This window comes from Providencia sp. UF-224, from assembly GCF_058245955.1.
This window is the reverse complement of record NZ_JBSICC010000012.1, coordinates 98,681-116,264: the sequence shown is the minus strand read 5'-3', so window position 1 is coordinate 116,264 and position 17,584 is coordinate 98,681. Positions and strand designations below refer to the sequence as shown.

Annotated in this window: 16 protein-coding genes; 9 read left to right on the top strand and 7 right to left on the bottom strand. The window is 41.1% G+C overall.

The genetic code is table 11. The features are described from left to right. Window positions 1-10: 10 nt before the first annotated feature. From citF to AC4IFO_RS13415, 5 genes are all read left to right on the top strand, one after another. Window positions 11-1,537, top strand: coding sequence for a citrate lyase subunit alpha (gene citF / locus AC4IFO_RS13435; RefSeq protein WP_490735060.1), 1,527 nt, complete (start codon window positions 11-13; stop codon window positions 1,535-1,537). Between the two features lie 2 nt (window positions 1,538-1,539). Then, complete coding sequence (gene citX, locus AC4IFO_RS13430) at window positions 1,540-2,079, top strand: citrate lyase holo-[acyl-carrier protein] synthase (RefSeq protein WP_219248970.1); 540 nt, start codon at window positions 1,540-1,542, stop codon at window positions 2,077-2,079. After that, window positions 2,066-2,950 (top strand): triphosphoribosyl-dephospho-CoA synthase CitG, encoded by an 885-nt coding sequence (gene citG, locus AC4IFO_RS13425; RefSeq protein WP_490735058.1) that lies wholly within the window; start codon window positions 2,066-2,068, stop codon window positions 2,948-2,950. The genes citX and citG overlap by 14 nt, the downstream gene beginning before the upstream one ends. Before the next feature lie 255 nt (window positions 2,951-3,205). Beyond that, complete coding sequence (locus AC4IFO_RS13420) at window positions 3,206-4,639, top strand: anion permease (protein WP_219248974.1); 1,434 nt, start codon at window positions 3,206-3,208, stop codon at window positions 4,637-4,639. A 260-nt stretch (window positions 4,640-4,899) separates the two neighbouring features. Next, window positions 4,900-5,952 carry a 4-oxalomesaconate tautomerase gene (locus AC4IFO_RS13415; protein ID WP_490735056.1) on the top strand — a complete coding sequence of 351 codons (1,053 nt, stop codon included), beginning with the start codon at window positions 4,900-4,902 and terminating at the stop codon, window positions 5,950-5,952. A 45-nt stretch (window positions 5,953-5,997) separates the two neighbouring features. Here AC4IFO_RS13415 and AC4IFO_RS13410 read toward each other — a convergent pair whose 3' ends face one another. From AC4IFO_RS13410 to AC4IFO_RS13395, 4 genes are all read right to left on the bottom strand, one after another. Next, a complete protein-coding gene (locus AC4IFO_RS13410) occupies window positions 5,998-7,131 on the bottom strand; it encodes an AAA family ATPase (RefSeq protein WP_490735054.1) in 1,134 nt (377 codons plus the stop codon). After that, a complete protein-coding gene (locus AC4IFO_RS13405; protein ID WP_490735092.1) occupies window positions 7,128-7,838 on the bottom strand; it encodes an RNA ligase family protein in 711 nt (236 codons plus the stop codon). Before AC4IFO_RS13405 ends, AC4IFO_RS13410 begins: the two co-directional genes overlap by 4 nt. A 231-nt stretch (window positions 7,839-8,069) precedes the next feature. Beyond that, window positions 8,070-8,885 carry a VanW family protein gene (locus AC4IFO_RS13400; protein WP_490735052.1) on the bottom strand — a complete coding sequence of 272 codons (816 nt, stop codon included), beginning with the start codon at window positions 8,883-8,885 and terminating at the stop codon, window positions 8,070-8,072. 384 nt (window positions 8,886-9,269) lie between these two features. Next, entirely contained in the window at window positions 9,270-10,586 is a 1,317-nt protein-coding gene (locus AC4IFO_RS13395) for a CitMHS family transporter (RefSeq protein WP_490735050.1), read from the bottom strand. 585 nt (window positions 10,587-11,171) lie between these two features. On the opposite strand from AC4IFO_RS13395, the gene AC4IFO_RS13390 reads away from it, so the two are divergent. Next, the gene (locus AC4IFO_RS13390) at window positions 11,172-12,263 is read left to right on the top strand and encodes an NADH:flavin oxidoreductase/NADH oxidase (RefSeq protein ID WP_490735048.1); all 1,092 of its coding nucleotides are present in this window, start codon (window positions 11,172-11,174) and stop codon (window positions 12,261-12,263) included. 46 nt (window positions 12,264-12,309) lie between these two features. Here AC4IFO_RS13390 and AC4IFO_RS13385 read toward each other — a convergent pair whose 3' ends face one another. Both AC4IFO_RS13385 and AC4IFO_RS13380 read right to left on the bottom strand, forming a co-directional pair. Further along, on the bottom strand, window positions 12,310-12,630 hold the full coding sequence (locus AC4IFO_RS13385; RefSeq protein WP_490735046.1) for a hypothetical protein: 321 nt from the start codon (window positions 12,628-12,630) through the stop codon (window positions 12,310-12,312). Window positions 12,631-12,865: 235 nt separating this feature from the next. Next, window positions 12,866-13,738 carry a DMT family transporter gene (locus tag AC4IFO_RS13380; RefSeq protein ID WP_490735044.1) on the bottom strand — a complete coding sequence of 291 codons (873 nt, stop codon included), beginning with the start codon at window positions 13,736-13,738 and terminating at the stop codon, window positions 12,866-12,868. Between the two features lie 357 nt (window positions 13,739-14,095). On the opposite strand from AC4IFO_RS13380, the gene AC4IFO_RS13375 reads away from it, so the two are divergent. Then, window positions 14,096-14,302: a 3-oxoacyl-ACP synthase gene (locus tag AC4IFO_RS13375; protein ID WP_490735042.1), complete on the top strand. Its 207-nt coding sequence runs from the start codon at window positions 14,096-14,098 to the stop codon at window positions 14,300-14,302. Between the two features lie 73 nt (window positions 14,303-14,375). Here AC4IFO_RS13375 and AC4IFO_RS13370 read toward each other — a convergent pair whose 3' ends face one another. Next, a complete protein-coding gene (locus AC4IFO_RS13370) occupies window positions 14,376-15,848 on the bottom strand; it encodes an anion permease (protein ID WP_490735040.1) in 1,473 nt (490 codons plus the stop codon). Window positions 15,849-16,544: 696 nt separating this feature from the next. Between AC4IFO_RS13370 and cutA the strand changes: the two genes are divergently transcribed. Both cutA and AC4IFO_RS13360 read left to right on the top strand, forming a co-directional pair. Beyond that, window positions 16,545-16,892, top strand: a complete 348-nt coding sequence (gene cutA, locus AC4IFO_RS13365; protein WP_490735038.1) for a divalent-cation tolerance protein CutA — start codon at window positions 16,545-16,547, stop codon at window positions 16,890-16,892. A gap of 350 nt (window positions 16,893-17,242) precedes the next feature. Further along, the gene (locus AC4IFO_RS13360; protein WP_490735036.1) at window positions 17,243-17,584 is read left to right on the top strand and encodes a carboxymuconolactone decarboxylase family protein; all 342 of its coding nucleotides are present in this window, start codon (window positions 17,243-17,245) and stop codon (window positions 17,582-17,584) included.

The window sequence follows — 17,584 nt, the reverse complement described above, 5'->3', positions numbered from 1 at the left end:
GGCAAAGAACATGACAACGAATACTCAACGTCAAACACGCGTAAGTGCTTACCTACAACCTAATAGCGATGTAGCATTACGTGAATTTAAAGATATTGGTAAAGTCCAACAACAGGTTCAAAAACCAAGAAACCGCAAGCTGTGCGATGACTTACAAGTGGCTATTCGCCGCTCAGGTTTGCAAGATGGCATGACAATTTCGTTTCACCATGCGTTTCGCGGTGGCGATTTGACTGTCAATATGGTCATGCAAGTGATTGCTGAAATGGGCTTTCGTAATCTCACATTAGCATCTAGCTCACTCAGCGCATGCCATTCACCACTGGTTGAACATATTCGTCACGGTGTTATTCGTAAGATTTATACCTCGGGGATCCGTGGCCCACTAGCCGAAGCGATTTCCCGTGGCGAGCTTGAAGAGCCAGTGCAAATTCATTCACACGGTGGTCGCGCAAACCTCGTACACAGTGGTGAACTGCGTATTGATGTTGCCTTTATCGGTGTGCCATCTTGCGACGAATACGGTAATGCCAACGGCTATACAGGCACCGCCAGCTGCGGCTCATTAGGCTATGCCAAAATTGATGCCGAAACAGCGAAGAAAGTGGTGATGCTGACAGAAGAACTGCTGGATTATCCGCACAATCCATCCAGTATCAAGCAAGATGAAGTCGACTATATTGTTAAAGTTAAACGTGTCGGTGATGCCGATAAAATTGGTGCTGACGCCACCCGAATGACATCTAACCCAAGAGAGCTGCTGATTGCTCGCACTGCTGCTGATGTCATTGAGAAATCTGGCTTTTTTAAAGAGGGCTTTTCGTTACAAACGGGGACAGGTGGAGCATCCCTTGCGGTTACACGCTTCCTAGAAGATAAAATGCGCCGCCACAATATTACCGCAGGCTTTGCCCTTGGTGGTATTACATCAACCATCGTTGATTTGCATGAAAAAGGCTTAATTCGCAAATTATTAGATGTACAAAGCTTTGATAAAGCCGCGGCAGAGTCACTCGCGCGTAATCCAAACCACATTGAAATCAGTGCAAATCAGTACGCGTGTTTTGATTCCAAAGGCGCGTCTGTTGACATGTTAGATGTCGTCGTACTCAGTGCGCTAGAAATTGATACTCGCTTTAATGTCAACGTGTTAACAGGTTCTGACGGTGTTATCCGTGGCGCATCCGGTGGTCACAGTGATACCGCTGTCGCAGCTAAATTATCGATTATTGTTGCGCCGTTAGTGCGAGGTCGTATCCCAACATTAGTGGATGAAGTCCTGACTTGCGTTACACCGGGGTCAAGCGTCGATATTTTAGTGACCGACCATGGTATTGCCGTTAACCCTGCACGCCCTGAACTGAAACAGCAATTAGAAAGCCAAGGCATCAAAACAGTTTCAATTGGCTGGTTAAGGGAACGTGCCCAGTTACTCACAGGAACCCCTAACCCGATTGAATTTACAGACAAAGTGGTTGCTGTCGTGCGTTACCGTGATGGCTCTGTGATTGATGTTGTTCATCAAGTGAAGGAGTAACTATGTTTTGCCCACTGCCTGATACTCAAGAGCAATTTGAAATTTTCTTACCTGAGCTGCTAGCAAGCCGTGATGCCCGTCAGGCTCGTCAGCAACAATGGATTGGTCTCCATCAGGTAACCTTGATTTCATTTACTGTCGTTTTTCCGGGAGCCGTCAAAGACAACTCCCTTGTTAGACACGTGTTTAATCAGGGTCTAAATGCGCTTAAACAAGTTGCTTTATGCAGGCAGTGGGTACTTTTATCTCAACAATCATGGGCATTACGCACAGGGCCTGAATGTTTAGTTGCCGTGGATGCAGATGCCATTGACGTAAAAAAAGCGTTAATTGAAGCTGAAGAATTCTCCCCTGTGGGGCGTTTATGGGATTTTGATGTTTTTGATGCGCAAGGAAAGCAATATTCACGGAGTCAGTTAAATTTACCTGTAAGGCGTTGTTTAATTTGTGAAAAAGAAGCCAAAGTTTGTGCTCGTCATCGCACACATCCGTTGGCTGATATTCTTCTTCGCATTGAGGAGTTAGCCCATGGAACTTGTTAGTTATTCACAAACCCTAAGTGACCAACTCACTCACTATTACAGCCAGTTAGCTTGGCAAGCCATGCTCGCCGAAGTGAATTTGACCCCAAAACCGGGTTTGGTGGATAAGCACAATACGGGGGCGCATAAAGATATGGCGCTAACGGATTTTCATTTAAGTGCCAATGCCATCGCCAAATTTTTCCCGTCTTTTATACACGCTGGCGCACAGTATAAAACGTTACCGGTTAACCAAGTTTTAAGCAAAATTAGAACTATCGGAATCGAATGTGAAACTGCCATGTTTCGAGCAACCCAAGGGGTAAATACCCATAAAGGCAGCATTTTTTCATTAGGGTTAGTGTTAACCGCGATTGGCCGCTTAGTGGCATTGCAGCAAACCGTAACACCATCTGCAATTAGCCAATTAGTTGCTGGAATGTGCCAAGGAATTTGTGCTGAATTAATGCAACCTACGCAGACGCCAACAGCTGGTCAACGTTTATATCAACAATTTGGTTTTACGGGTGCACGAGGAGAAGCTGAAGGCGGCTACTCATTAGTCATCAACCATGCATTACCGTTTTATTTACAGCAATTGGCAGCACAACAAGATGCTGAAATAGCTTTAATAAATACGTTAATACTATTAATGAAAATTAATGATGATACCAATATTGCAAATCGCGGCGGCTTAGACGGTTTAATTTGGGTAAAACAGCAAGCAACCGAATTATTGCAAGACGGTATTAATCACCCTGATGATTTAGTCAAAGTAAAACAATTTGACCAACACTGTATTCAAAAGAATTTAAGCCCAGGTGGCAGTGCAGACTTACTCATTTTAACGTGGTTTTTTGCCCGTCTGCCTAGACAAGGCTTCGGTATTTAGTATTAAAAATTAAAACAACTTATATATTCACCAACACAGGAACCCATTCAATAATTTAATTAATAAAGATAAATAAAAATATATTTAATTAAGCAACCGTTATTGATTTAAAGAATTTATAACATATTGGAAATAGCTAAATAATGGCAATGAATATTAAATCCATTATTCCTATTGATGTACTGCTACGCCTCCAATATGACGAAAAACCAAATTCATAATATTAAAGTTTTAATTTCGTTAAGGATTAAGCCTATGCCAAAAGACAAAATCTGGAAACTGCTACTTCTGATAGCAATTCCAATCATTATCGCCTTAATACCGACCCCCGCAGGGTTACCGCATATCGCGTGGTTATTATTTGGTCTCTACCTCGCCGCTATTGTTGGATTGGTATTAAAACCTTATTCAGAACCGGTTATTTTATTAGCTACTATCGCCGCCAGCGCCGTGATTATTGGCGTGACCGGAACAAAAGATGTGAAAGCCAGTGAAGTGTTAAGTGGTTATGCATCAGGGACAACATGGTTAGTATTTGCGGCGTTTACGCTGAGTGCTGCATTTGTTATTACGGGTCTGGGTAAACGCCTTTCTTATATTTTGATTGGTAAATTGGGCGGTACGACATTAGGCCTTGGCTATGTGACTGCAATCCTTGACTTAATTATTGCCCCAGCAACGCCATCGAATACAGCTCGTGCGGGTGGGATTGTATTCCCAATCATTAACAGTGTGGCGGTGGCGTTAGGATCTGATCCTGAAAAAAGCCCTCGTAAAGCAGGCCACTATCTATTAGTGAACGTGTATATGGTGACCAAAACTACCAGCTATATGTTCTTAACAGCGATGGCACCAAACGCTTTAGCATTAGCCATGATGAGTGACATTATGGGCATTCATTTAAGCTGGGGAGGATGGGCACTTGCAGCATCCGTTCCAGGCTTGATCATGCTGATTCTGACACCGTTAATGATTTATAAACTGTATCCGCCTGAACTCAAAAAGGTGAATAACAAAGAGATCGCAGCAAAAGGCTTAGCAGACCTAGGCCCGATGACCATGCGTGAAAAACTGTTAGCAATCATCTTCGTTATCGCGCTGTGCGGCTGGATTTTCTCTGACTTTATTGGTGTGAGCGCATCCAGTGTCGCTATTGCGGTCATGGCATTAACCTTAATTTTAGGTGTTGTCACGTGGGATGATGTTCTGAAAAACAAAGGTGGCTGGAACACCCTGATTTGGTACGGTGGTATCATCAGTATGTCTGGCGTGCTGACTAAAGCGGGCTTCTTTAAATGGTTAGCAGACACAATGAGTCAGTACCTGTCTTTCGGTGACCAAGCCATGTTAGCTTTCTTTGTTATCATGTTTATCAGTGTCGCAATTCGTTACCTATTCGCCTCAGGTGGTGCTTATGTTGCCGCAATGGTACCTGTATTTGCCACTGTTGGTATGGTCGCAGGTGCGCCTCCTATGTTACTGGCGTTAGGGTTACTGTTCTCTAACGCATACGGCGGAAGCGTAACGCACTACGGTGGTGCCGCAGCGCCAATCGTCTTCGGTGCAGGCTACAACGATATTCGTTCTTGGTGGATCATCGGTGGGTTAGTGGCATTCGTTAGCTTATTCGTCCACATGACTATCGGTTTAGGTTGGTGGGAAATCTTGATTAGCATGGGCCTGATTTAATGCGCTCTGTAATCATTATTCACTAAACCATTCAATGGGGTACAATGCAAATTGTGCCCTTTTTTTAAATCTGACAATGACTATTTCGCGTTAACGATGGTGCGTAAAACAGAGTGAAGGCTTTCTAAATATCCCAAGGAACACACACCAGTATACGAATAAGCGTAGTCAGCAACGCTGCGGCTTGAATAACATGTGACTTGGGTTATCGATTGCAGCCAACACCGCTACAGACCGAAATATGACGAGGATATAAGCTTATGAAAAAAATTCCATGTACTCTAATGCGCGGCGGCACATCAAAAGGCGTTTTTCTACTGGCTGACTCATTACCAACCGATATCAAACAACGTGATGAATTGATTTTAGATATTATGGGCTCGGGTCACCCTTTACAGATTGATGGCATTGGCGGGGGTAGCCCGCAAACCAGTAAGGTTGCCATTATCAGCCGTTCTGAACATCCTGATGCGGATGTCGATTATCTATTTGCCCAAGTAGCGATTACTGAGCGCATTGTCGATACTGCCCCAAATTGTGGCAATATGTTATGTGCTGTTGGCCCTTTTGCCCTCGAAAAAGGGTTAGTACCTATCACTGATAATGTGACTACAGTCCGTGTTCGTAATGTCAACACAGAAACCTTTGTCAATTCCACCGTACAGACCCCTAATGGCCAAGTTCAGTATGAAGGAAATACCCAAATTGCTAGTGTCCCGGGCAGTGCTGCTCCTATCGCCCTCACCTTTTTAAATGCCAGTGGTGCCAAAACGGGTAAATTATTACCAACAGGTAATGCCATCGATACCATTGATGGTATTGAGGTAAGCTGTATTGATATGGCGGTTCCCATCGTCTTAATCGATGCACCACAGTTGAATAAAACAGGTTATGAAAGTGCCGCAGAATTAGAATCCGATAACGCGTTTATGCAACAACTCGAGTCGATTCGCATTAAAGCAGGTGCCATGATGGGGTTAGGCGATGTCACGAAAAAAGTGATCCCGAAACCGATTCTAGTTTCGCCTGCTACCCAAGGTGGCACCATTAACGTGCGTTATTTTATGCCACAAAAATGCCACGGCGCACTGGCGGTGACGGGGGCAATTGCTATCGCCACCAGCACCATTTTACCAAATAACATTGCACAGCGTTATGTTCAATCTGTGGATATGAAAAACATTGCGATTGAGCATTTAAGTGGCAAATTTGACGTTACCCTGAACCAACAAGGGGATTCCCCTGAAGGGTTACAGGCCTCGATAATCCGCACTGCACGTAAGCTCTTTGAAGGGGATGTATTTGTGCTGTAATTGCGTTGACCTGCCCTATTAATTAGGGCAGGTTATTCAATGTTATCAATCAAGTAAGTCGACAAACTCCCCATTGATATAATAAGACACACGGTATGCCTCATCGGGGGTAGGTAACTCTAACTTACCCGCCATTCGCTCCATCACTTGTTCTGGCACCGCAAATTTCCGCTGTTGATTTTGTTGCCGCCACTGCTTAGCTGGTACTTCTAAATACACAATATGCACTTTTGCTTGATAGCGAGCAAACAAGCTCACCATGCTTTCACGCAAAGACGCACTGAGGGAGGTCGCATTCCAAATAAAGTCCGTTTTTGTTCGCAAAAATTGCTTTGCTTGCTCTTTGCCTTGTTGCGCCACCCAGCCTTGCGCATTTCGGTCTGCTGGGTTGATTTTGTGCTCACGGCGAATTTCATCGAGACACACCATCTGGGTTTGCGGGTAAAACTGTTTCACAAAATGGTCTTTACCCATCCCCGGTAAGCCGCACAACATGATGACTTCACTGCCTTCTTCCTCAAAGGGTTGGTAGTCTGGCGTTCCCCTTTGGTGATGAAAATAATGAAATCGCCCTGCCAATGAAGCAAATGCTTTTGGCTTGTCCCAACACGCTTGTTCGCGGCAAAATAGCTCAAACAACTCAATTCGGGCTAATAATTCCGCCTTATCTTCGCAAGTGCGACCTATCGCATCCGCTTTTGCTAACATACATAACAAGGACATTTCTACGCGTAACGAAGCAGCAAAGAGCGTACGTTCTGGATCAGGCTTTTCCATCAACCATAAAGGCAAACCGTGAAAGCGTACAAGAGCCGCAATTTTCTCACGCACTGCAAATGGGGTATCGACTTGGCGAAATAAAATATTTCGCGCGGATAGCTCGCCTTTTTTAGCATGCCCCGGTGAATGAATACGCCCCTCTTCATCCTCCCGCGTTGTGCTGCGCTTTTCCACATCGTGCAATAAGGCTGCTGCCCAGACAATATTTTGCTCACATTCTGGAAGCTGCTGATACTCTGGCAGACTTTCCAGTGCAGCAAGCACCATTTGGGTGTGGGTCGCCACATTACCCTCAGCATGGTGCAGTGCATCTTGCGGGACATTTTGCATATCGCGTACAAAATCAAACTGAGCTTCAAGTTGTGCCCAATCGCGGCTTTTAGTCAATTGCCAACTCATGGCAGCTCTCCTTGTCGCTCAAATGCCAACTTGGCTCTTTGCCAGTTTCGCTTCCAGTGAATGTCTGTTTTCACATGATTTTTACGCACATATTTAAATACATGAGACATAAAATCATCCACATGAAAACCTTGGCTATCACGGCTAACAATACCTTCCATGCTACAAGCTTGGCTTGTATGAGTGTCATGAGCGATAAATTGACTATCTAATGATGCCGCTGCAATTAATGAGCGTGCATACTCTTGCTCACTCATCTGTTTATTCACGGACAGCACAAGTTGTGGCACCGTAGGAAAATCAAACAGTGCCGCATAAAACTGCACTTCTTCCCAACTTAGCCAGTACTCGCCTTGGCGCACCGCAAACACATAAAAATAATCTTCAATATGTTGATATTCAATGGAATGCACCGCATAGAGGTTTTCACCAAATAGCTCGATATTCCCCAAATCATCTTTAATCAGCTGCCAACGCTGGCGAATTTGCTGGCTCCATGCGGATTGTGTTGGTGCGCCATGAGAACGCGCAAAAACGCCATGGCGGTTCAAACAGTTGTTTTCGCCATCGAGTTTTTCTGTGTGGATCAGCGTGTCAATATTTTGGATATGAGACCACCAATCACTATTGATACGATCGTCGCTCGTCGTACCGGGTGAGAACGGGTAATGATACGTTCTACCATACTTTCTTGATTGCATATTCATCATGCTTTCTCTAAAGAAATAGAAATAACCACAAATCTTTGCCAGATTTGCGTCTTTAAATGTTGAGAAATCAAGTGTTGGTATTACATATCTATTCCGAGTGACGGCCTCATTTTTTTGGATGCTAATCATTAATATTAGCTAATTAGAATTAAATTCAGGGGGATTTTAGTCCAACAGTCAAGATAAAGGCTATCAATATATTCCTAATATCAACCTAAGTTGACATTATTACGCCGTTATTTGGCTCTCTTCAAGGGCATATTTCACCACGACTTTATTCCGATACAAGCAATTATCTTGTAATGTCACAGGTTCTTGGCCTTTAGTTGTGACTTTCTGCCAAATTTCATTATGGCGATAAACCACGTTGTTTTCACGGGTAAATTTATGATCTTTTTCGTAAATATGGTATTTCACTTCACGGGGTTCACTGCACAGTAGTTCCCCTTCTAACTGGTGCTCCGCAATATTAAACACCAATTGAAAGGCACTCTGGGTTGGGTTGTAAAATACCAAATCGATGTAGTTATAAAAAATAGCAGCGCCAGAACCAAATGGTAATACGCGCCCCTCATCGGGAAAAGGGTCAAAGCTGTGGTTTGCCCTTTCAACCACTTGCAGTGGCGAATGTAAGATCATCCAGTGAATTAAGTTGCTCAGTTGGCAAATTCCTCCGCCAATTCCCGAGCGAGCTTCACCAAAAGATAGCTCCATTCCTTCGACAAAACCACGACGAACCGTCGGTTTTCCAACCAAGCGGCAAAAAGAGAAGTATTCCCCCGGATAAATGGTGATGCCATTCATCGCTTGCGCGGCAATCCGTAAGTTAATCACTTTGTTATGTTGCAGACGTAAATCAGAGTCACCCAGTTTACGGATAAGCTTAGAGGTGTGTTTATTGTAGCGGTATTCAAGGCGTTCACTGGATTTCGCTTTCGAATAGTACTTAGACGAAAACGCCCAATGTAATCGTCGAGCTAGACGTTTTTGGGTCACACGCAGCCAGTAGAGAATAGGATGATATGAAGAAAGCGGCCGACGCATAACAAAACCTTATTGATATAATTAACCAATAAATGATGCCACACCCGCTAATTTTCCAACATAGTAACTATCTGATAATTAGCAACCTAATTATTCAATTAGCTACTTCGTAAGTTCTGGCAATTCAAGTTTCGATCTAGGAATTTACTTTTAAAGCCAACAACGCCGCCACATTGAAATTGTGCCTTAAATAACACACTCGGATTATTCAATAGATTTTGCGTCTGTCGCTAGGCGGCAAAGAAAGTCAATCCCGAGGAGCATACATAAGTATGTGACTCGGGTTGACTTTTGAAGCCAACAACGCGGCAGACCAAAAGATGAAGAATAATTTGGGTTTACTTTTGAAGCCCACTACGCGACAGGCCAAAAGATGAAGAATAATCAGTAGAGGCCGAGTACGGCGCCAACAGCAAGTAAAAAGAAACTAAACAGCCAAATCCAGCCAAACGAATAACGCAGATGGCGTCCCATATCGATACCCGCTAATCCCATAGCTAACCATGCTGCTGGTGAGAATGGACTGACGAATGTCCCTGCATTGTTACCGATGGCCATTGAATAGACTACCGCGGATGGGTCGACCCCAGCGGTTGCTGCAATTTGTTGAATTATCGGCAGTAGAGCAAAATAGTAGGCATCTGTACTGGTGAAAATATCCATAGGTACACCGATAATTCCAACAAAAATATGAATTTTCGATACCCATTCTGTTGGCAAGATAGCGGTCAAATCCATCGCTATCGATTTCAACATTCCACCTTCAGATAATATCCCTAAGAACGCCCCTGCGGCTAAAATAATCGCAACCATTCCAAGGGCTTGTGGTGCGTGCAGTGAAAGCACTTTCATTTGGTCTTTCGGGTTTGGAAAGTTAACCATTAATGCAAGAGAAAGCGCTATCATAAAGACATACGGTGCTGAGAGTAAACCGAATGCTAAACAAATGACTGAAGCAATAATCAAGCCACCGTTAATTAACGGCTTTTTAGGTTTATGAATAGTGTCTATCATATCTGCACTATCATCACTTACAGGCAATAATGAATCCATTTCATACGGCGTTGTACCGTTTAGCTTTGCTGCTGCAATACGGCGCTTTTCACGCATTCCCATAATGACCGCAAATACAACAGCGCCCCCCATACCGATTAATTGAACAGGGATCAAATGCTGCCATAAGATAGACGCATCAATTCCAGTGACGGCTGAAGCTCGTCCTAATGGGCCACCCCACGGCACCATATTCATAACCCCCATGCTGGCGCACATTAATAACAACATTAGGTATGGGCTCATCCCAAGCTGGCGATACAAGGGTAAGAGCGCTGGAATTATAATTAGGAATGTTGCAGCGCCTGAGCCATCTAAATGAACTACACCCGCGATAAGCGTAGTCATAATACAGACAACAATAATATTCCCGCGCGTCATCTTGACCATAAACCGAATTAGAGGGTCAAAAATATGCAAATCTTTCATCAAACTAAAGAATAAAATGGCAAATAGGAACATCGCAGCCACTTTAGACACTTTATTAATGCCACTTTCAAAAAAAACAGATATTTCTGCGATTGAATAACCCGCTAATAGCGCGCCAATAAAGGGAATACATGACATTGCTATAATGGGACTGACTTTTCCCATCATTAATAAGGTGACTATTGAAACAATGATTAAAATACCAATAATTGTTAACACATTCCTTTCCTTCTTAGAATTATATTTTTCAGGTGAATAAGCTTTCACTTCATTAATTCAATGCTTTTTAATTTAAAAAACTAGTTGAAACGAAAAATAAAATTATGCATTTCAGTATATTGCTTATATAAACCCTTCCCCCTATCTGCAAGTCTAAATATATATTTTTGCGCTGATAACAACTCATTTACACTTCGTGAAATAACTGTCTAAAATAAAAAAATAGCTAAACCCACTATTAGCACCATTAAAACCATAGCGACCATTAGTGCCATAATGGATTGGTTATTAACGAGTTTATTTATAACCTGTGGATTTCTCTGTATCTAAAATAATTTGTTATGACTTTATTTTATTTCTTATATTATTTTTTGAATAAATTTGACTTTTTTTATCTGTATGTGGAAGAAAAATATACTTTTTGCAGGTTTACTCAAAAATGAATTAAAGCACTTGCTTTTTTTTCTTTATCCCTGAGTTAAAAAATCACTATTTCAGAGTCAGCACCACACCATCTCACAAAAAACGATGATTGATTTGAGTATAATAATGGGATAACAACGATCATGAATAAGGAATTCACTAATGAGTCGCCTTTTTTCTTGTGCAACAATGGGTCAGGTTTCACTAAACAACAGAATTATTGTTCCCCCAATGTGTCAGTATTCTGCCAATGATGGCTTACCTACCGCTTGGCACAGCGCCCACTATATGAATCTCGCCTTATCGGGTGCAGCGTTAGTGATTGTTGAGGCAAGCGCTATCGTGCCTGAGGGTCGAATTACTTATAAAGACCTTGGCTTATGGAATGACGAACAAGCCATAGCAATGAAACACATGCTCACGGATATTCGACAATATTCGAGTGCCCGCTTAGGTGTGCAAATTGCTCATGCTGGGCGAAAAGCCTCATGTGATCTTCCTTGGCAAGGAGGAAAAAGTCTTGGTATAACAGATACCCATGGCTGGCAAACTGTTGCCCCTTCTCCAATTCCATTTGGTAATAATCACGTCCCAAAAGAATTGAGTGTTGATGATATAAACGAAATAAAGCAACAATTTATTGATGCAGCAAAACGCGCCGAAAAAGCAGGGTTTGATGTTATTGAAATCCACGCAGCCCATGGTTATTTATTGCATGAATTTTTATCGCCCGCTTCCAACCAACGTCAAGACAACTACGGTGGGAGTTTCGAAAATCGTAGCCGCTTACTGATTAATGTCTTCCATGAAGTTCGTGAAGCGGTTAGCCCTAATATCGCCGTTGGTGTGCGCATTTCAGCAACTGACTGGTTAGAAAATGGCTGGGACGTTCCTGAATCTATCGAATTATGTGAACAATTAGAAGAGCTTGGCTGCGATTATATTCACGTTTCTTCTGGTGGTCTTTCACCAGAACAGCAAATACCACTTAGCCCAAATTACCAAGTCCCTCTCGCACAAGCCATTCATGAACATAGCATGATGCCTGTTATTGCAGTTGGATTAATAACGGAGCCGTTACAAGCAGAAGCGATTATTGCAACACATCAGGCGGATTTTGTGGCGATTGGTCGTGGGATTTTATTTGAACCCCGCTGGCCTTGGCGTGCAGCGAGTGAATTGAACGAACAAATTGATGTTGCGCCGCAATACTTACGCAGTGCACCTCACCAGTTTAAAAATTTATTTAAATAAAACGAATACCCGCAGTGTGTAATCACTCACTGCGGGTTAGAGCGCATTAACGTGCGTTTTGTGAACACTGTTGAACAAATTCAATCATTGTTTTTTGGAACTCAGGTTCTGCATTTCCTGATTTCTCCAGCTCACTATCCATACGTTTAAATTCACTTAAACCATATTTTTCAATCGTTTTATCGTATGCACAACCACAAATAGCGCTAATTGCTTTTGCAGTTTCACCTTGAGGATTACCTGAGGCCACCACACACGTATTCACAAAATTTTCTTTGTATTCTGCAATTTCTGATTTTTCATCGGAGCATGCTGATAATACTGTCATCACACCCGCCATACCCAATATTAATGCTAATTTTTTCATTTTTTGCCTATTTCCCCAATTAGTGTTTAATGCCTAAGCAAGTGACAACGCATGCCCTCACCCAGTATTTCACTATTGTGGGTAATTATTTTCTATTTTCAACACTATTAATCTTAATGCACAAAATAAGAACCTCTTATTAAGATTAATATCCCCATCAGTAAATCTTGCTACTAAGCATAGTCGTTTTCTTTTCAAAAATCCGCAATGATTAATGCTTTTTTATCTATCAGTCTTATTTAGATAATGAGTTTGAACAGCGCCAGCGGTAATAAAATAAAGAAAATAAAATTAATGCACAGCCTACTATTTGAATTAGAGGCATACGTTCGTGATACCAAATAGCCGCAACAAAAACCGTCATTACAGGCTCTAAGATCATAATAATAGCAGCATTCGCTGCGTTGGTATTTTTTTGGCCAATCAACTGTAAAACGAATCGTAAACTGGTGGCAATAACGACACTGGCTGCCAGCCACATCATTGTTGGCGTAGTTAAACTTGTCGGCCACTCTTCTAAAAAGAATGAAAGCACTATTGCTACAATTCCGGTAGTGGCTAACTGTATGGTTGTTAAGGGTAAAAGGGGCACCATTCGAGTGTATAAGCTGGTATAACAGAAATAAATTGCTTGAACAATCGCCGCACCTAAAAACCACAACTGACTCGCTTTAAATTCCAACTGCGCCTTAAATAACGTCAAACAAGCCAACCCAATGATTGCCACGGGTAGTGCTTCCCAGAAATATCGGGTTGGCCTGTTTTTTAATATCACCCATGCAACCAGAGGAACGAATAGCATCGCGAGGCTCATAATAAAAGCCCCTTCCCCGATAGAATCAGTAATCGCGACTGCGTGGATCCATAAAACAAGATTGAGAGCCATCCAACCACCTGTCATCAGTATTTTAGGGAGTTGTTTTAGTGGAATTTTATTTTTTTTGCCTTTGCAAAAAGGGAGCAAGATAATTGCAGCAAGTAAAAAACGTGTTCCAAGAAAAGCAAAAACTGGCATGCCTTGCACTGCTTCTCGAGAAAAAACCCATCCCCAAGCAGCAATCATCGTAGTCAATACCAAAAAAAATTCAGCTTTCCTCTGTGAATACATTTTTTCCTCTGCAAAATTTGATGGTAAGCCTATATATCATACTGGCTTTTACCATCAAACCAATCACATTTATGGCCTTTCTTTCTTCTCTTCCAAATTAAAGATATCACGCCAAAAAATGTAAATATGACCTTTAAATACTCCTGACTTCCTCTTAATGACGTTATTTTTATTTTTATCGATTCTTTTAGTTAGTAAAAATCCTAAACACAAACACGTCTGTGTCTAAATGAGGAAATAGGCAAAAAAACTCGACAATTTTTATTCACTTTTTATCTGCGATAATCATTACATCGGAACGGTTTCTTATATAACTCAACTCATTGCTGTTATTTATTACAATAAAGGTAAATTGCCATGATCATGAAAAATACTGTCTCGCAAGACAACGATATGATCAAAAACGTTAAACTTGCTATTAAAACACGAAAATATGCTCATGCTGATGAAATCAGTTTGTTATGGCAACATGCACTCAACTCCAAGTCCATAATTAGCTGGAAAAAAGTGATGCTAATTTCGATTATCGGCAGCGCAATTATCGCAACTATCGCTGTTGTCTAGCCTTTAACGGACATAAAAAAGTCGGGTGATTATTACCCGACTTTTTATTTTTCGTTACTCTAACAAGATATTATTACCAGTAGCCTAAGAACTTCCACCAAATACTACCAATGAAGAACCAAATCGCGAGGTTAACAACGCTCATCACAAAGCCTGTTTTCCACCATTCACCGAGCGTTGCATACCCCGACCCGAAGATAATCGGCGCGGTACCTGTTCCATAGTGGGTTAACGACATCATTAACGATGAAGAGAACGCCAGTGTCAGCGCTAGTAACATTGGAGGCGCGCCCAATGCTAAACCAGCGGAGAAAAATGCGGCATACATCGCGGTAATATGCGCTGTGGTACTTGCAAAGAAATAGTGAGAATAAACATAGATTAAAACCAGAATGAGCATTCCCCATACCCAGCTAATTCCCATACTATCAATTGTGCTTCCGACGGTTAATGACATCCATTTAATTAGGCCTAATTTACCTAAGAAGCTGGCCATCATAACTAAAGCGGAGAACCAAACGACGGTGTCCCAAGCCCCTTTATTTTTCAGTACGTCATCCCAATTAATCACGCCTGTTGCTAATAAAATACTCAGTCCAATAAAGGCCGCGGTTGTGGCATTAATACTGTAAGCTGGCCCAAAGATCATCGCTGGCACCCCCGCCCACATTAATAACAGCAAACCAAAAACCCCTAACGTTATCTTTTCAGGCAACGATACAGGTCCTAATTGCTGCAAACGTTCTTTAGCAAAATTTGGGGCATCTGGCGTCGAGGTAATTTCAGGTTTATACATAAAGTAGATAACCAGAGGCATTAAAATAAGCGAGACAATCGCAGGAACAAATGCTGCAATCGCCCACATTCCCCAAGTCAATTCATTGCTTTGGCTGGTTTCACTGATGATTAAACTGACAATTAATGGGTTTGGTGCTGTTGCTGTAATAAACATCGCCGATGTAATCGGATTAATATTATAGTTTACTAAAGAAAGATAACGCCCTATTTTACCCGCCGTTCCGTCTTCTGCTTTTGACCCAAAACTGTCAGAAATTGAGCGCATAATTGGGTGAATGATCCCGCCGCCTCGCGCGGTATTACTTGGCGTGACAGGTGCAAGAATTGTTTCAGCGATGGCGAGTGAATACGCTATTCCAATCGTTTTTTTACCAAATAATGAAATAACATAATAACCAATCCTTGCCCCTAAACCTGTTTTATTCAAGCTCATAGAGACCATGATTGAAATACCAATCAACCAAATTAAATCATTTGAGAAACCACTTAATGCATCTGCAATAGCGCCTTTTGTAGATTCAGGGTTGGTTACCCCTGTTGCGGCAACTAATGAAATAGCCACAATGGATACACCACCAATTGGTAATGCTTTACCAATAATAGCGGCGATTGTGCCGACAAATAATGCTAAAAGATGCCAAGCATTTGGATTAACGCCCTCAGGGACAGGAATTAAAAACCAAATGATGAGTGCAATTGCGACCGCGATTAATGTAGGTACAGGTTTTAAAGGTGTAAGTTTATTCATAAAGTTATCCATACATGCCTAAAGATGGAGGTACTGAGTATATTTAGATAATTGTTCTGATTTACATCATTATGTTAACAACGTAAGACCTAAAAACATTGATCGTTATCAGTGAGTTACTTTGTTTTATAAAAAAAGTAGTTTTTTTTGTAATAATTCGTGTTACCCAATTCGCTAATAAAATTCAGTCCGTTATTTAATTCAAAGAAAGCCCTACTTGCTTTTAATAACGCAAGAATAAATTTACCCGCTAAATTAGCAGTTCACTCATTTAAAATGTATTTTACGTTAGAAATACAAAAACTCCGATTCACGACCTTCATTCTTTTAATATACTAAAATTTCAATTTTTTTTATAATTTAACCTTATTTTTTGTAGGCTGAATCGAGTTAACACATAATGAATAAATTTTTTAATTTTTTGAATATATAAAAATAATATTTTAACTATACTTTAAGACTAAAAAAAGAACAAAGAGGGCAATATTTAATCAGTTACAATCTAGGGCTCTACCAAATTAATTTATTTATTAGATCATCGAGCAATAACTAAAAATAGATGCTAATTGAAATATTGATAGCCATCTTTGTGTATTTAAAAAGCTCACCTTTCGAATTTATACTCATTCCTTGTATTTTTCTTTAATCTACTATTTTTGAAGCAACCATTCTTAATGTGACTACCGAGGAAATAAAATGAACGCCAATAATCTGCACAGTGACAACGCTCAACAACCTTGCATCGTATTATGCACAACCAACAGTCAAGAAAATGCGATTAAAATTTCACAACATCTTTTAGATAATCGGCTAGCTGCCTGCGTTTCGTTATTACCAGAAATAATGTCCTTATACCTTTGGCAAGGCAACATCACAAAAGACAAAGAAATTTTACTACTTATTAAGACAACGCAATCCAACCAACTCAGCATTTTCGAGGCAATAAAAAAAATACATCCTTATGAAACGCCTGAATTAATAAGGCTCGACCCCAATCACGTCGAAGATAATTATTTACAGTGGTTGATTAACTCTGTTAAATAACATTCTATCCGAATGAATTAGAAAGAATTTTTATATAAATTACCAACCTCTGATGTGTATTTACAAAAGAATTCATCTGGTCGGGTATGGTTTAGATTAAATTAGTGGTATATAAATAGGCTCGCTTTATATTTATTTTCCCTCCTTATCTTTTTTGGAGGTTTTTTTTGCCCATTTTTAGCACCCTTTTCCTGCGCCTCCCCATTGTCAAAACAAAAACCCAAACTAAATCAATTTTAAAAACCATTAAACTAACAATGAGTTATCATTTTATGTAATTGACATTATACAAAAATAAATTATATTAATTCATATATTGATTTCAGATAAATAAAAAATGAGAGAAAACAATGTCTAAATACAATGAAGTTACCCAACATATCAGTAAACACCTTCCAGAATTAGGTAAACATATTCCTGATGTTATGAAACACTTTTCGGGGCTTGTCAGTACAGGCGTTCAAAATGGTGCCCTAGATAAAAAAACCAAAGAGCTAATCGCTATTGGCATAGCGGTTGCAAGTCGCTGTGATGGCTGTATTGGTTTTCACACCAAAACCTTGGTTGAGCTCGGCGTAACAGAACAAGAGTTGGCTGAAGCACTCGGTGTCGCTATCTTCATGGGAGGCGGCCCATCCGCTATGTATGCCGCTGAAACCCTCAGTGCATATAAAGAGTTTTCTGCAAAATAA

Excerpts from the sequence above, each read along its gene's own strand:
- AC4IFO_RS13360 (WP_490735036.1), top strand. The coding sequence starts at position 17,243 with ATGTCTAAATACAATGAAGTTACCCAACATATCAGTAAACACCTTCCA.
- AC4IFO_RS13420 (WP_219248974.1), top strand. The coding sequence starts at position 3,206 with ATGCCAAAAGACAAAATCTGGAAACTGCTACTTCTGATAGCAATTCCA.
- AC4IFO_RS13380 (WP_490735044.1), bottom strand. The coding sequence starts at position 13,738 with ATGTATTCACAGAGGAAAGCTGAATTTTTTTTGGTATTGACTACGATG.
- AC4IFO_RS13390 (WP_490735048.1), top strand. The coding sequence starts at position 11,172 with ATGAGTCGCCTTTTTTCTTGTGCAACAATGGGTCAGGTTTCACTAAAC.
- AC4IFO_RS13375 (WP_490735042.1), top strand. The coding sequence starts at position 14,096 with ATGATCATGAAAAATACTGTCTCGCAAGACAACGATATGATCAAAAAC.
- AC4IFO_RS13415 (WP_490735056.1), top strand. The coding sequence starts at position 4,900 with ATGAAAAAAATTCCATGTACTCTAATGCGCGGCGGCACATCAAAAGGC.
- AC4IFO_RS13410 (WP_490735054.1), bottom strand. The coding sequence starts at position 7,131 with ATGAGTTGGCAATTGACTAAAAGCCGCGATTGGGCACAACTTGAAGCT.
- AC4IFO_RS13370 (WP_490735040.1), bottom strand. The coding sequence starts at position 15,848 with ATGAATAAACTTACACCTTTAAAACCTGTACCTACATTAATCGCGGTC.
- cutA (WP_490735038.1), top strand. The coding sequence starts at position 16,545 with ATGAACGCCAATAATCTGCACAGTGACAACGCTCAACAACCTTGCATC.
- AC4IFO_RS13385 (WP_490735046.1), bottom strand. The coding sequence starts at position 12,630 with ATGAAAAAATTAGCATTAATATTGGGTATGGCGGGTGTGATGACAGTA.
- AC4IFO_RS13400 (WP_490735052.1), bottom strand. The coding sequence starts at position 8,885 with ATGCGTCGGCCGCTTTCTTCATATCATCCTATTCTCTACTGGCTGCGT.
- citX (WP_219248970.1), top strand. The coding sequence starts at position 1,540 with ATGTTTTGCCCACTGCCTGATACTCAAGAGCAATTTGAAATTTTCTTA.
- citF (WP_490735060.1), top strand. The coding sequence starts at position 11 with ATGACAACGAATACTCAACGTCAAACACGCGTAAGTGCTTACCTACAA.
- AC4IFO_RS13405 (WP_490735092.1), bottom strand. The coding sequence starts at position 7,838 with ATGAATATGCAATCAAGAAAGTATGGTAGAACGTATCATTACCCGTTC.
- citG (WP_490735058.1), top strand. The coding sequence starts at position 2,066 with ATGGAACTTGTTAGTTATTCACAAACCCTAAGTGACCAACTCACTCAC.